The organism is Sulfitobacter sabulilitoris, from assembly GCF_005887615.1.
GTDB lineage: Bacteria > Pseudomonadota > Alphaproteobacteria > Rhodobacterales > Rhodobacteraceae > Sulfitobacter_E > Sulfitobacter_E sabulilitoris.
In genome coordinates this window covers 53353-66546 of the sequence record NZ_VANS01000005.1, presented here as the reverse complement: position 1 = coordinate 66546, position 13194 = coordinate 53353, and the positions used below count along the sequence as shown (strand labels likewise).

14 protein-coding genes are annotated in these 13194 nt (G+C 65.5%); 8 read left to right on the top strand and 6 right to left on the bottom strand.

The window, feature by feature from the left end; genetic code table 11:
- Nucleotides 1-24: 24 nt before the first annotated feature.
- The 3 genes from FDT80_RS16175 (at nucleotide 25) to folP (ending at nucleotide 2706) form a co-directional block, all read left to right on the top strand.
- Nucleotides 25-672, top strand: coding sequence for a cell wall hydrolase (locus FDT80_RS16175; protein ID WP_138663365.1), 648 nt, complete (start codon nucleotides 25-27; stop codon nucleotides 670-672).
- Nucleotides 673-772: 100 nt separating this feature from the next.
- A complete protein-coding gene (locus FDT80_RS16170; protein ID WP_138663497.1) occupies nucleotides 773-1696 on the top strand; it encodes a dihydroneopterin aldolase in 924 nt (307 codons plus the stop codon).
- Nucleotides 1696-2706, top strand: a complete 1011-nt coding sequence (gene folP, locus FDT80_RS16165) for a dihydropteroate synthase (RefSeq protein ID WP_138663364.1) — start codon at nucleotides 1696-1698, stop codon at nucleotides 2704-2706. Before FDT80_RS16170 ends, folP begins: the two co-directional genes overlap by 1 nt.
- On the opposite strand, the gene FDT80_RS16160 is transcribed toward folP, so the two are convergent.
- The gene (locus FDT80_RS16160) at nucleotides 2693-3643 is read right to left on the bottom strand and encodes a DMT family transporter (protein ID WP_138663363.1); all 951 of its coding nucleotides are present in this window, start codon (nucleotides 3641-3643) and stop codon (nucleotides 2693-2695) included. The two genes, folP and FDT80_RS16160, sit on opposite strands and share 14 nt — an antisense overlap.
- 82 nt (nucleotides 3644-3725) lie before the next feature.
- On the opposite strand from FDT80_RS16160, the gene FDT80_RS18925 reads away from it, so the two are divergent.
- On the top strand, nucleotides 3726-3896 hold the full coding sequence (locus FDT80_RS18925; protein ID WP_170311907.1) for a hypothetical protein: 171 nt from the start codon (nucleotides 3726-3728) through the stop codon (nucleotides 3894-3896).
- A gap of 130 nt (nucleotides 3897-4026) precedes the next feature.
- On the opposite strand, the gene ilvC is transcribed toward FDT80_RS18925, so the two are convergent.
- The gene (gene ilvC, locus FDT80_RS16155; RefSeq protein ID WP_138663362.1) at nucleotides 4027-5049 is read right to left on the bottom strand and encodes a ketol-acid reductoisomerase; all 1023 of its coding nucleotides are present in this window, start codon (nucleotides 5047-5049) and stop codon (nucleotides 4027-4029) included.
- Nucleotides 5050-5183: 134 nt separating this feature from the next.
- On the opposite strand from ilvC, the gene FDT80_RS16150 reads away from it, so the two are divergent.
- Both FDT80_RS16150 and FDT80_RS16145 read left to right on the top strand, forming a co-directional pair.
- Nucleotides 5184-5639: an Lrp/AsnC family transcriptional regulator gene (locus tag FDT80_RS16150; RefSeq protein WP_138663361.1), complete on the top strand. Its 456-nt coding sequence runs from the start codon at nucleotides 5184-5186 to the stop codon at nucleotides 5637-5639.
- Nucleotides 5636-6091 (top strand): Lrp/AsnC family transcriptional regulator, encoded by a 456-nt coding sequence (locus FDT80_RS16145; protein ID WP_138663360.1) that lies wholly within the window; start codon nucleotides 5636-5638, stop codon nucleotides 6089-6091. The genes FDT80_RS16150 and FDT80_RS16145 overlap by 4 nt, the downstream gene beginning before the upstream one ends.
- Here FDT80_RS16145 and FDT80_RS16140 read toward each other — a convergent pair.
- Nucleotides 6088-7188 carry a Hint domain-containing protein gene (locus tag FDT80_RS16140; RefSeq protein WP_138663359.1) on the bottom strand — a complete coding sequence of 367 codons (1101 nt, stop codon included), beginning with the start codon at nucleotides 7186-7188 and terminating at the stop codon, nucleotides 6088-6090. The two genes, FDT80_RS16145 and FDT80_RS16140, sit on opposite strands and share 4 nt — an antisense overlap.
- A 198-nt stretch (nucleotides 7189-7386) precedes the next feature.
- Here FDT80_RS16140 and FDT80_RS16135 point away from each other — a divergent pair, with 198 nt between their 5' ends.
- A complete protein-coding gene (locus FDT80_RS16135) occupies nucleotides 7387-8514 on the top strand; it encodes an aminotransferase class V-fold PLP-dependent enzyme (protein WP_138663358.1) in 1128 nt (375 codons plus the stop codon).
- 70 nt (nucleotides 8515-8584) lie between these two features.
- Here the strand turns inward: FDT80_RS16135 and FDT80_RS16130 are convergent, their stop codons facing one another.
- Together FDT80_RS16130 and FDT80_RS16125 are read right to left on the bottom strand one after the other, a co-directional pair.
- Nucleotides 8585-9784 carry a UbiH/UbiF family hydroxylase gene (locus FDT80_RS16130; RefSeq protein WP_138663357.1) on the bottom strand — a complete coding sequence of 400 codons (1200 nt, stop codon included), beginning with the start codon at nucleotides 9782-9784 and terminating at the stop codon, nucleotides 8585-8587.
- Between the two features lie 65 nt (nucleotides 9785-9849).
- Nucleotides 9850-10497 carry a pyrimidine 5'-nucleotidase gene (locus FDT80_RS16125; RefSeq protein WP_138663356.1) on the bottom strand — a complete coding sequence of 216 codons (648 nt, stop codon included), beginning with the start codon at nucleotides 10495-10497 and terminating at the stop codon, nucleotides 9850-9852.
- A gap of 131 nt (nucleotides 10498-10628) precedes the next feature.
- Between FDT80_RS16125 and FDT80_RS16120 the strand changes: the two genes are divergently transcribed.
- Nucleotides 10629-11282, top strand: coding sequence for a GntR family transcriptional regulator (locus tag FDT80_RS16120; RefSeq protein ID WP_138663355.1), 654 nt, complete (start codon nucleotides 10629-10631; stop codon nucleotides 11280-11282).
- Here the strand turns inward: FDT80_RS16120 and FDT80_RS16115 are convergent.
- Nucleotides 11267-13156, bottom strand: coding sequence for a glycosyltransferase (locus tag FDT80_RS16115; RefSeq protein WP_138663354.1), 1890 nt, complete (start codon nucleotides 13154-13156; stop codon nucleotides 11267-11269). The genes FDT80_RS16120 and FDT80_RS16115 overlap by 16 nt on opposite strands.
- Nucleotides 13157-13194: the final 38 nt, after the last annotated feature.

Here is a 13194-nt window from a genome sequence, read left to right as displayed (position 1 = left end):
GAATTGACGTACGGGATGGGTAGAATGAGATTGATCTGGGGACTGATCGGGACACTCGTGCTGGGCACGGGCGTCGTATTCGCAAGCAATGGCGCCGGGCATGCCACACCCGCAGCCGAACTTGTGCGCAAGGAACAGCGGGGGCTCGGTGCGGTGTCGGAGACGCGCCTGCAAGACCTCGTGACCCAGCCCAAGGCGACCGCCGCTGCCACGCCAGTCGCCTTTTCCAAGGCCTGGATCGACGCCCAGCCCGCCGCGCGCGGCGGCGACCAGTTCCGCTGCCTTGCCGAGGCGCTCTACTTCGAGGCCCGCGGCGAGACCGTGAAAGGCCAGTTCGCAGTGGCCGAGGTCATCATGAACCGGGTGAAAAGCACGCGGTTTCCCGGATCGCTCTGTGGTGTGATCAACCAGGGAACCGGGCGCAAGTACCAGTGCCAGTTCACCTATACCTGCGACGGAAATTCCGAGGTGATCCACGAACGCGGCGCGTTCGAGCGGGTCGCCAAGGTTGCCCGCACCGCCATCGACGGTCTCGCGCCCAAGCTGACCGATGGGGCGACGCATTACCACACCACCGCCGTCAAGCCGAACTGGAGCAAGGTCTATACCCGCACGGCGGCGATTGGCGTGCACCTGTTTTACCGGCATACCTACCGGACCGCGAGCAACTGATGACGGTTTAGGGCCTTGGCCCGACGCCTTGGGCGCTGCTAAGAGGCGCGGGTGGTCTATGATGGCCGCATCGCTGCCCCTGACCAAGAAAGCCCATGCCATGAGTTCCGAAATCCGCCTTGCGTTCGCGCACCCGTCAGAGCGCGCCGCGGCGACGGCCCAAGACACCCCCTTCGACCGGATTTCCCTGCGCGATCACATCGTGGAGGTCGAGATCGGTGCCTTTCAGGCGGAGCGGGGCGTGACGCAGCGGATCTGCTTCAATGTGGTGGTCGAAGTGCAGCCGCTGGCCGCGCCCATCGACGACGACGTGGACCGCATCCTGAGCTATGATCGCGTGACCGAAGCCATCGCGCACGAGTTGGCGGACGAGCGTCTCAACCTGCTCGAGACGCTGGCCGAACGCGTGGCCGACCGGATCCTGCTGGAGCCGCAGGCGGTGCGCGTCTTTGTCCGCATCGAAAAGCTGGATCGCGGGCCGGGCGCGCTGGGTGTCGAGATCGTGCGCGCGCGCGGTGCCGACCATCGGCCCCCGCCGCAGGATTACCACGCGCTGCATCCCGAACTGGTGTATCTGAGCAATGCCGCGATTGCCTCGCCGCATCTGACGGGATGGATCGACCAGTTGGTGCATGCCGGCCGGCCGGTGATCTTTTGCGTCGGAGCCGCCGACACGCCCGCGCCGCAGACGACGCACCCGATGGCGCAGCGGCGCATCGATCTGCTCGCGATCGAGCAGAACGCCTGGATCCTGGCTGCGCGTGACAAGCGCTGCGTGGTCGTGGCAACGCGCACCGAACTTGATTGGGCGATGCGCAATGGCCAGACCTGCGTCTGGGCGCCCTCCAAGATCGTGCTGGACGCGGTCGATGGCCCCTCGGCGCAGCCGCGCGATGCGGTGGCGCTGGCCGCCTGGTTCGCCGCCACTTTCGACGCCGAGGAAATGATGGTCATCGGTGCCGACTTGCCGCGCGGCGCCTCCGTGCCGCTGCGCCGTGTCGATGTGGATCAGGCCGACCTGTGATGCCGCAGGCGGAATATTATCGTCCCCTGCCGCAGGTCGGCCCGGCACGCCCCGAGGGCGCGCTGACACTTGCGGGCGGCTGGACCTGGTTCAGCCAGGTCGAGGTGCTGTCGCGTACAGCGGCCCCGCGCGTCTGTGCGGCGGCGGATCTGCCCGGCGCGGCGCTTGACGCGCTGACCGCCGCGCGCCCGCCGGTGGCGGGGCTGGCGCTGGACGCGCCGCGCCTGATGGGCATCCTGAACGTGACTCCAGACAGTTTTTCCGACGGGGGGAGGCATTTCGCAAAGGCCGATGCCGTGGCGGGCGCGCAGGCGATGCGCGGCGCGGACATCATCGACATCGGCGGTGAATCCACCCGGCCCGGCGCCGCCACGGTGCCGGAGGACGACGAGATCGCACGCACCGTGCCGGTGATCGGGGAGCTGCGCAAGGCAGGGCTGGTGCAGCCCATCTCGATCGACACCCGCAAGGCGCGGGTCGCGCAAGCGGCGCTGGATGCCGGGGCCGATCTGGTCAATGACGTGTCGGGCTTCACCTATGATCCGGGGCTGGCGCCCCTGTGTGCCGCGCGGGGCGTTCCCGTCTGCACGATGCATGCGCAAGGCGATCCCGAAACGATGCAGGACGATCCGCGCTATGACGATGTGCTGCTGGATGTCTTCGACGTGCTGGCGGCGCAGATCGACAGGCTTGCGGGTCTTGGCATCGCGCGTTCCGCGATCGTGGCCGACCCCGGTATCGGCTTTGGCAAGACGCTGGACCACAACCTTGCCCTGCTGTCGCGGATAAGCCTGTTTCACAGCCTGGGTGTGCCGATCCTGCTGGGCGCGTCGCGCAAGCGGTTCATCGGCACCCTGGGCGGCGGGGGCGATGGCGCGGGCCGTGCGCCGGGATCGGTGGCGGTGGCGCTGGCGGCGGTGGCGCAGGGCATCCAGATCCTGCGCGTGCATGACGTGGCCGACACGCGCCAGGCGCTGACCCTGTGGCAGGCCTGTGTCAGCGGGGCGTAGCGGCTGCGCGCGCGGTGCGGCGGGCCGCGAAAAGCCGCGTCAGCGCGCCATACTGGCTTAGCCCGACGCCCGTCAGGATCAGCGCCATCGCCAGCATCAGTGCGGGCGGCAGCGGCTCGCCGAGGATCAGCGCCCCCAGAACCACGGACCACACGGGCACCTGGTAATTCACCAGCGACATGAACACCGGCCCCGCCGTGCGCACCACCGAAACCCGCAAGAGGTTGGCCGCCGCCGTGGGCACAAGCCCCAGGAACGCGAGCACCATCAATATCGTGCCCGAAGGCAGGGGCGGCAGCCCTTCGACCACCAGCGCCACCGGCACCACGATGGCCGTCGCGATGATCAGCAACAGCGTCGACAACCCGATGGTATCCACCGGCGGCAAACGGCGCATGAGAATCGAACTGGTGGCATAACAGCACGCCGCCGACACGCAGGCGATGCGGCCGGGCGTTTCCAGCGCGGTGCCGGTGCTTTCGAACGCCTGCGCCCCGATCAGCACGACCACCCCGGCGAAGCCGATGAAAAAGCCGATGGTCTTGCGCAGGTTCAGCGCCTCGCCGGGGACCAGGAAATGTGCCAGCGGCAGGACGATCAACGCCACGGCGGCCATCGACACCCCCGCGAACCCCGAGGTCACGTATTGCTGGCCCCAGGCGAGCAGCATGAAGGGTATGGCCGAACTGAGCGCGCCGATGGCAATCGCCGCGCTCCAGTCGCCGCGCGTGGGGCGGCGTTCGAACAGGGCGAAACCGCGCAGGCCCCAGATCAGCGTCATCAGCGCGGCGGCAAAGCCGATCCGCGCCCCCGCCAGCCAGAACGGCGTGATGCCGGTCAGCGCCACTTCGGTCACCATGAAGGTGCCGCCCCAGGTCAGGCCAAGAACGGCGATCATCAGCCAACTGGCCGCGGTGATCCGTGGTGTGCTATCCATGAGAGGACCCTGTTGCGGTGCCGAGACGGGAACCGACACCCGGCGACAGGGGTTTGAATGTATCACGCTTGGGAGAAAGACAATGGACGGCACGTATATTATCGTAATCCTCGCCCTGCTGAGCCTGCTTGGCTTCACCATCTTCGCTTTGGTCGGGAAAAAGCGGATCGAGGACAGGCTGCGCAGTTCCGACGCACCGAAATCGACGCTGGCCAGCGACAAGAAGGACGATGGCAAGCCGGCCGACGTGTAACCGCACGGGCTCCGGCCCACGCCCCGTCACGCAGCGGCACCCGCGTGACGCTGGCGTGACCTCATGACGAAAAACGGCCCCGCAACATATGCAGGGCCGTCGGCGAATGCTCGGGGCGCAGTTTCAGGTCTCAGTTCTTGGCCTTGTCGACCATCTTGCCCGCCGAAATCCACGGCATCATCTCGCGCAGTTTCGCGCCGACCTGTTCGATCTGGTGCTCGTCGTTGATCCGGCGCGTCGCCTTGAACGACGGCTGTCCGACGGCGTTTTCCAACATGAAATCACGCACGAACTTGCCGTTCTGGATGTCGGTCAGGACCGCCTTCATCTTGGCCTTCGTCTCGTCGTAGGGCAGGATGCGCGGACCCGATACATATTCGCCGTACTCGGCCGTGTTGGAGATCGAGTAGTTCATGTTGGCGATGCCGCCCTCGTAGATCAGATCGACGATCAGCTTCACCTCGTGCAGGCACTCGAAATAGGCCATCTCGGGGGCATAGCCCGCCTCGACGAGCGTCTCGAAGCCCATGCGGATCAGTTCCACCAGGCCGCCGCAGAGCACGGCCTGTTCGCCAAAGAGGTCGGTTTCGCATTCCTCGCGGAAGTTGGTTTCGATGATGCCAGACCGCCCGCCGCCGATGGCCGAGCAATAGCTGAGGCCGATTTCAAGGGCCTTGCCGCTTGCGTCCTTGTCCACGGCCACCAGGCAGGGCACGCCGCCGCCCTTGGTGTATTCGCCGCGCACGGTGTGGCCGGGGCCCTTGGGCGCCATCATGATGACGTCGACGCCCGCCTTGGGCTCGATCAGGCCGAAATGGATGTTCAGGCCATGCGCGAATGCGATCGCGGCGCCTTCGCGGATGTTGTCGTGGACGTATTTGCGATAGGTGTCGGCCTGCAGTTCGTCGGGCATGGTGAACATGATCAGGTCGGCCCACTTGGCGGCTTGTGCGATCTCCATGACCTTGAGGCCCTCGCCTTCGGCCTTGGCCTTGGAGGACGATCCGTCGCGCAGGGCGACGACAACGTTCTTGGCGCCGCTGTCGCGCAGGTTCAGCGCATGCGCGTGGCCCTGGCTGCCGTAGCCGAGGATGGCCACGTTCATGTCCTTGATCAGGTTAATGTCGCAGTCGCGGTCATAGTATACACGCATCGAAGGGATCCTTTGGTTGCTGTCGATCTGGCGTCACCATACGGGCTGGTCCGCGAAGGGCTATTGTTGATCTTTGAGTATTTGACGCCTAAAGAAGATAATCATTCGCCAAATGGCAAAAAGTTGGATTTATCATGCTTGACGATCTGGATCGGCGTCTATTGCGTCACTGGCAGGCCGATGCGACCCTCAGCCCGGGCGAATTGGCGGATCTGTGTGCGATATCGGCGGGCAAGGCCGCGCGCCGCATCGCCCGGATGCAGGAGGCGGGGATCGTGCAGGGGGTGAGCGCGGTGATCGACTGGGCCGCCTTGGGGTACAGCGTCGAGGTGTCGTTGCGGGTCACGCTGGACAAGACCGTGGCGCGCGCCTTTGACGAGTTTCTGGCCGCCGCGCGCGAGGTGCCGGAGGTGACGGAAATCCAGACCTTTCTGGGCCGGGTCGACGTGCGGCTGAGCATCATCGCACGCGACATGGGCGATTATCAGTCGATTTACCGCGACCGCATCCTGACATTGCCGCATATCGCGGAGGTGGAGGCGTTGATGCAGATCGCGCAGATCAAGGCGGTGGAGGCGTTGCCGCTGTGATTGACCTCGATGCGACCGACCGCGCCCTGCTGCGCGCACTGGCGGTGGACGCGAGCCAGAGCGCCAGTGCGTTGGGCCGTCGTCTTGGCCTGTCGCAGCCCGCGACCTGGCGCAGGATCCGGCGGCTGGAGGAGGCGGGCGCGATCAAGGGTCGGCGCCTACGCCTGAACGCAGAGGCGCTGGGGTTCGGGGTGACCGTCTTTCTGGGTGTGAAACTGGCCACCAAGGGCCGCGTCAGCCTCGAGGATTTCGAGCGCGCGGTCAGCGCCATTCCAGAAGTGCAGAGGGTGGAGCATATCCTTGGGCTTTACGATTACCGGTTGCGGGTCGTGGCGCGCGACATCCCCGATTTCGAACGCGTTCTGCGGCGGCGCATCATGACGTTGCCCGGCGCGGGCGAGGTGGAGGCCAACGTGGTGCTGAGCGAGGAACGCCGCCCCGGCCCGCTTTAGGCGATGCGGCGCAGCGCCATGGCCTCGAACTGGCGCAGGGCATACCGCGAGGCGTCCATCGGGGCGGCGTCATGCGTCAGGTCGGGGAACACCGCCAGAATTTCGTCGCGGTCCTCCGGGGGCAGGGTGGCCAGTGTCTGCGCGCCCGCCAGCAGGCTTTCGGCCGGGCAGCCTTCGGCAAAGACGATCTGGTGGGCATCCAGAAGGAAGTGGTAATACGTCACCTGCGCGCGGGCTTCGATTCGGATTTTTTCGCCGTCCACCAAGTGCTTGGCCGCGACCAGCACTTCGCGCTGACCGAATAGCAACTCGGCCCGCGCACCCGTCACCAGCATCCTGTGGTTTTGCGACACGACCAACTGCCGGATATTGCCCAGTGCGCCGGGCGCGATCACCACCGGGGCCATGGGCCCCTGTCCGGCCACGCGTTGCGCGCCGATCCAGCGGATCGGTTGCGGGCCGTCGTCCAGCGTATTGACCAGATCGCCCACCGCCAGCGTCTCGATGAACTGGGGCCCTTGCGGCGTCTCGATCAGGCTGCCCGCGGCAAAGCAGATCACCGCAAAGATATTCAGATCGCTTGAAAAGGAGGCGTCGCCTTGCTCGTCGGCGGTGATCACCCCGTCGCCGTCGATATCGATCGCCTCTGTCGTCGGAACACGCAGCGGGCCGGTCGTCGTGGCCAGTGTGCCAAGGATGTCGACCCCCGCGACCAGCGCCATTTCACCAAGCACAGGCGCGCCTGCATCGGTCGAGACCAGTGTCGTCGCGTCGAATTCCAGATAGCGGTCGCCCATCGTGTTGCGGCCGTAATCGATGTCGACCTCAAGGTCGGGCAGCGCGGTATAGGTGTAGAGCGGACTGTCGTAGAAATAATCGCTGGCGTTGTCATAGACGGTGATGCCGGTGATGACGCTGTCGTCGGTCAAGACGCCATCGACGGTTGCGCCTTCGACAGTGAAGACGATGATATCATCGGCTTCGAACACGGCGGTGCCGTTGTGCACGAACAGATTTCCGCCGTTTGCGGCGTTGGAATTGGTCTGTGGATCGCCAATGATGCTGAACCCGTTCAGCAACAGGGTCGTTTGTGCCATGTCTGCTCGCTGTGCGGGGTTGTCCCCGTCATTGCTTCAATATGTCAAAGCTATGACGATTTTTCGCCAAATGATAGAGACCCTGCGCGAACCCGCTGCGTGCGTGGCGCTTTGGCCACCCTGCCGCCACGGGCACAGAGGCTTTGCCAGCCTCGTGCAGACGCGCTATCTATCGCGCGAACCTTTTGGGAGAGTCCTATGGCCGCCTTGCTCGACACTGTTGATCCGAATGGATTGGAAGAATTTTCGGTGGTCTTCACCGACCGGTCGCTCAATTCCATGAGTGCTGCATTTCAGACGGTGATGACCGACATCTCGGCCATGCTGAAAGAGGTCTACGCCGCGGATGCCGTGACGATCATCCCGGGCGGCGGCACCTTTGGCATGGAAGCTGTCGCGCGCCAGTTCGGGCGCGGGGCAGAGGTGCTGGTGGTGCGCAACGGCTGGTTTTCCTACCGTTGGTCGCAGATCTTCGAGACCGGCGGCCTGACCGGAAACACCACCGTTCTTAAGGCGCGTCAGACCGGCAACGCCAGCCCGTCGCCCTTTGCGCCCGCCCCGATCGAGGAGGTGGTGGAGGCGATCCGCACCCAGAAACCCGATGTCGTTTTTGCCCCGCACGTGGAAACAAGTGCTGGCGTCATCCTGCCGGACGACTACCTGGTGTCGCTGGCCAGTGCCGCGCATGAGGTGGGCGCGCTGATGGTGCTCGATTGCATCGCGTCGGGCTGCGCGTGGGTCGACATGAAGGCGACGGGCGTCGATGTTCTGATCTCGGCCCCGCAAAAGGGGTGGTCGGCCTCGCCCTGCGCGGGGCTCGTGATGCTGTCGGAACGCGCCGAGGCGCGGCTGGCGGAGACCCGATCGGACAGTTTCGCCATCGACCTGGGCAAGTGGCGCAGCATCATGAAGGCCTACGAGGACGGCGGGCATGCCTATCATGCGACCATGCCGACCGACGCGCTGCGCGATTTCCGCGATACGATGCTCGAGACCCGGGAATATGGGTTCGAGCGGCTCAAGATGGCGCAGTGGCGGCTGGGCGACGGTGTGCGCGCGATGCTGAAAGACAGGGGCGTGCAGTCGGTGGCGGCGGATGGTTTCGGCGCGCCGGGCGTCGTGGTGGCTTATACCGATGACCCGGATATCCAGAACGGCAAGAAATTCATGGCCGAAGGCATGCAGATCGCGGCCGGGGTGCCCCTGCAATGCGACGAGCCCGCGGATTTCCGGACGTTCCGGCTGGGGTTGTTCGGGCTCGACAAGCTTTATGACGTCGACGGCACGCTGTCGCGGTTGGCCCGGGTGATCGACAAGGTACTGTAACCGGTGTCTTGCAAAGAAAACGGGCCGGGGTTTTTTGACACTTCCGCCACCACGCGGCTTGGGCGTTGCGTTATTTGACGCCCAGGCCCATCTGCATCAGCGTCTTGCGCACCGGTCCCATCGCATACAGCGCAGAGAGCGCCGTGGCCCGCGCGTCGCGCAGCAGCGGTGCGCGCACCTGGCTGGCGCGATTGAGCATGTCGATGCCCCTGACGCGCAGCGCAATGTCGCTGTGACGCGCGCGGTGATAGGCGTCGAGCATCGTCCGACTGCCCAGATCCTCTGGCTGCGCGGTGGCCAGATCCAGCAGGGTGGCGGTGTCGGCAAGGCTCATGTTCAGGCCCTGCGCGCCGATGGGCGGTACGACATGCGCGGCCTCGGCGATCAATGCGATCCGTTCGCCCGACAACCGGTCGGCCTTCTGGCTGATGATGGGCCAGATCGTGCGCCGCGAGGCCAGCGTGAGCGGGCCGAAGAGATGGCAACTGCGCTCCGACATCTCTGCCTCGAAGGCCGCCACGTCCAAGTCGTGGCGGGCTTGCGCCTTGGGGCCGTCGTCCATCCACACCACGGCGGAGGACGGCAGCCCGTCGTGATCGGGCAGCGGCACAAGCGTGAACGGCCCGCCGGTGCGGTGAACTTCGGTCGAGATATTGTCATGCGGAATGGGATGCGTCACGGCAAAGGCCAGCGCCTTTTGCCCATAGCGCCGCGTCTGCACGCCGATCCCTGCGGCCTGCCGCATCGGCGATGCGCGCCCGTCGGCGGCGATGACCAACCTCGCACTGACGCGGCTGCCGTCGCTCAGCCCGACGCGTGCCTCCGCCTCGCGGGTGAACAGCGACCTTGTGCCGGTGCCGGGGCGGAAATCGACCGTGGGCAGATCGCCCAGACGCGCCACCATTTCGCGCCGCAAGAGCCAGTTCGGCAGGTTCCAGCCAAACGGCAGGTCCGAGATGTCGGCGGCGTTGAAATCGCGTGTCAGCCGCGGCTCGGCAACTTCGCCGCCCGCGTCCACGATGCGCATCACCTGCAACGGCGCGGCGTGGGGCGCCAGGCGGTCCCACAGACCGGCGGCCTCAAGCACCGCGCGCGCCGGTTGCAGCATCGCGGTCGAGCGCATGTCGGAGCCGTCCACATCGCGGTCCGTGATGGGGGAGGCGGGATCGACACAGATCACGCGAAAGCCCGCCGTGCCAAAGGCCGCCGCCGCCGTCAGCCCGGCAATGCCGCCGCCCGAAATCAGGATATCACAGGTTTGATCGCTCATCTCTCACCTCGCCTTTGACAGTGATGTAGGGGCAGGGGGCCCCGCTGTCCAAGCGTCAAACCGTCCTAGGCCGTGATCCGGGCCAGAAAACCGCTCAGGTCGTCGGTGTGGTGATGGATGTGATCGCCCGTGCCGGGCGTCTCGGCCACATGCACGGTGCGCAGCCCCATCTGATGCGGCACCTCAAGGTTGCGGGCGTCATCCTCGAACATCGCCGCGCGGTCGCGGATCAGCCCGTCGGCGTCAAAGACCGTTTCGAATGCGACGCGGTCCGGCTTGGGATGGAACCCTGCGTGTTCAACGCCGTAGACCGCATCGAACAGCCCTCCCAGGCCGCGCGCGTCCAGCACCCGTTCGGCATAGGGTGCGGTGCCGTTGGTGTAGATGATGCGCCGCCCCGGCAGGTCGCGCAGCCGCGCGGCCAGCACCGGATCGGGTGTCAGGCTGTCCATCGGAATGTCATGCACATGCGTCAGATAGGGCGCCGGGTCCACATCATGAACCCGCATCAGTCCGGCCAGCGTGGTGCCATGCGTGCGCCAGTATTCGACCCGCAGGCGATGGGCCTCGGCACGCTCCACGCCCAGCGCCTCCATCACGAAGGCGGTCATGCGCACTTCGATGTGATCGAAAAGCCGTGCGGAAGGGGGGTAGAGCGTGTTGTCCAGGTCGAAGACCCAGGTGGTGACATGCGTGAAATCGGTGTGCGGCATGGCGCCTAGGTAGGCGGGCGCGCGATGCGATGCAAGGTTTCTTCACTGGGGCATCACGCTGGGCGCTCCGAGGGTTGCGCGGTGGTCGGCCGCGACGTTAACTGGTGCCACTCCTAGAAAAGGCCCGTTCGATGTCCCTGCAGAAACCGCAACTGACCGATGCCTATTCCATGATCCTCGAGGCGATCGACGTGGGCGTCTACCGCCCCGGCGACCGGCTGGTGGAAAGCGAACTGGCCGAACGGTTCGGGGTGTCGCGCACGCCGATCCGCGAAGCGTTGCAGCGGCTCGAGACGCAAAGCCTGCTGGCACGCGACGGGCGCAGCCTGATCGTGGCGTCGCTCGATCACAACCAGATGGCCGAACTTTACGTGGTGCGCCGGGAACTTGAGGGTCTGGCTGCCCGGCTGGCCGCGCGCCACGCGACCGAGGAAGAGGTGCGGATCCTGCGCGACATGGTCGAGGAGGACAACGCGCTGAAGGACAATCCACGCGCGCTTTCGAGAGCCAACCGGCGGTTTCACAAGCAGATTCACCTTGCGTCGCACAACCGGTATCTGGTCCAGCAACTGGATCTGGTGCACCGCACGATGGCGTTGATGGCGACCACGTCGCTGGCCGCGCAGGGTCGCGGCGCGATTGCGCAATCCGAACACGATGCCATCGTGCGCGCCATTGCCGCGCGCGACGAGGCCGCGGCCGATGCCGCCCTGCGCGAGCACATCTCGGTCGCATTCATGACCCGCCTGAAACAGGATGCGGCGCGGCGTCAGGACGAGGGGTGATCGGTCTGCGCCGCGACCCCGTGCTGCGTCTTGTCCCAGAAAAACGGCTGCGCGATCATCTCGTAGAGCGCCTTGTAGCTAGCCACTGCGCCAAGCGTGAAATACAGCGGCATGGTGACGACCCAGATCAGCAGGTGCCGGCGCCCCCGGCCTGAGACGGCGACCAGGCTCATCCCCAGGTTCAGCAGTTCCGTGATCAGAAACAGCGCCGCCATCGCCCAGGCGGCAGTGGCGCCAAGACTATGGCTTACCGGATGCGTGACCCCCGCCAGCGCAAGCCAGAACGACCACAGCAAAGGCGCGCAGGCGAACTGCGAAAACGTGGCGAGGAAAATCGACTGAAGCCCCATAAACCTGACGAAGCCCAGTTCGCGCAAAAGCTTTCGTGGGGAGCGCATATGAACGAGGTAGGTGATCATGAACCCCTTGAGCCAACGCGAGCGTTGCCGGACCCAGGGCCAGGGGCGGCAGTTCGCCTCTTCGAAGGTCACGGTCGGCAACAGTTCGGTGACATAGCCGTGCCGCGCCAGGCGCACGCCCAGGTCGGCGTCTTCGGTGACGTTATGCGCGTCCCATCCGCCCAGGCGCTCCAGGATGTCGCGGCGGAAGAACAGCGTGGTGCCGCCCAGTGGAATGACCAGCCCCAGCTTGGCCATGCCCGGCAGGACGACGCGCCACCACGTCGCATATTCGATGGTAAAGCACCGCGACATCCAGTTGGTGCGCGAATTGTAATAGTCGAGAATGCCCTGAAGACAGGCCACGTTGTCGGGCGCGTCGTGAAACCGCGTGACCACCCGTTCGATCTGGTCGGGTTCGGGCCAGTCCTCGGCATCCCAGACGCCGATCACGGTGCCGCGGCAAAAATCGAGCGCATAGTTCAGCGCCCGAGGCTTGGTCAGCAGCCCGCCTTCGTCCGGCACCTCGATCACCGACATCCAGTTCGGCAGATCGGTCCGCGCGATGGTCTCGCGGGTGACGTCGTCGCTGGCCTCGAGCACGAGGATCACGTCGAGCAGGGATTTGGGATAGGTCAGTTGCGACAGGCGCTTGATCAGCGCGCTGGCGATTTCCTTTTCATGCAACAAGGGAACGAGCACGGAGACACGCGGCAGGCGGAACGGCATCTTGTCGAGCGTGAAAGCCGCAGGCCGATCGTGCAGGCCATGCGTGATCTGCGCCCAGAAGGCCGCCGCCTTCATCCCGGCGGTCAGAAGCAGCGTCAGGGAGGCATAGATCATCGCGATCGTGATCGTCCAGATCGGCGACACGATCAATGCTGCCGCGCTCAGCCCCAAGGCGCAGAACGCGATCCAACGGCGGGTGCCGGTGCGTGCGCCCCAGTTGCGGCAGCTTTCGATCGCGGGCACCCGAACCGAGGCCTTCGCTGCGAGTTCGGCGCCGTAAAGCCGGCTTTGATGGTGCGCGATCTGCACGCTGTCGCTGATCACCGGCACCAGATACGCCGCCCGCGCCCCAAGGCAGGCGCGCAGGTGATCGAATTTGCCGGGGTCATTTGTGGCCACCAACAGTGTGCGCCCGACATACATCCACGGGACGACATTATGCGCAATGCAGATCGCGGCGGGCAGGGCATCGCACATCTCGGCCGCGGGTGGGGATTCAGTCAGGTCGACACGCTGCGCATTGGCCTGATCGGAGAGCGCATCCAGTACATCGTCGCGGCTGACCAGCCCTTCGGAGACCATGATCTCGCCCAGCGGAGCATCGATATGGCGTTGCAACTCGAGGGCATGGACAAGGTACTGCGGGGCGATGAGGCCTTTTCTGACCAGATGACGACCGATCGGCACGGGCGGCCCGTCCGCGCTGATCGCCGGAGAAACTGGCCAATCCAGGCGCAGATCGCTCATCAGGGTCCGCCCTACTCGTACACTTACGCAGCGCAGGG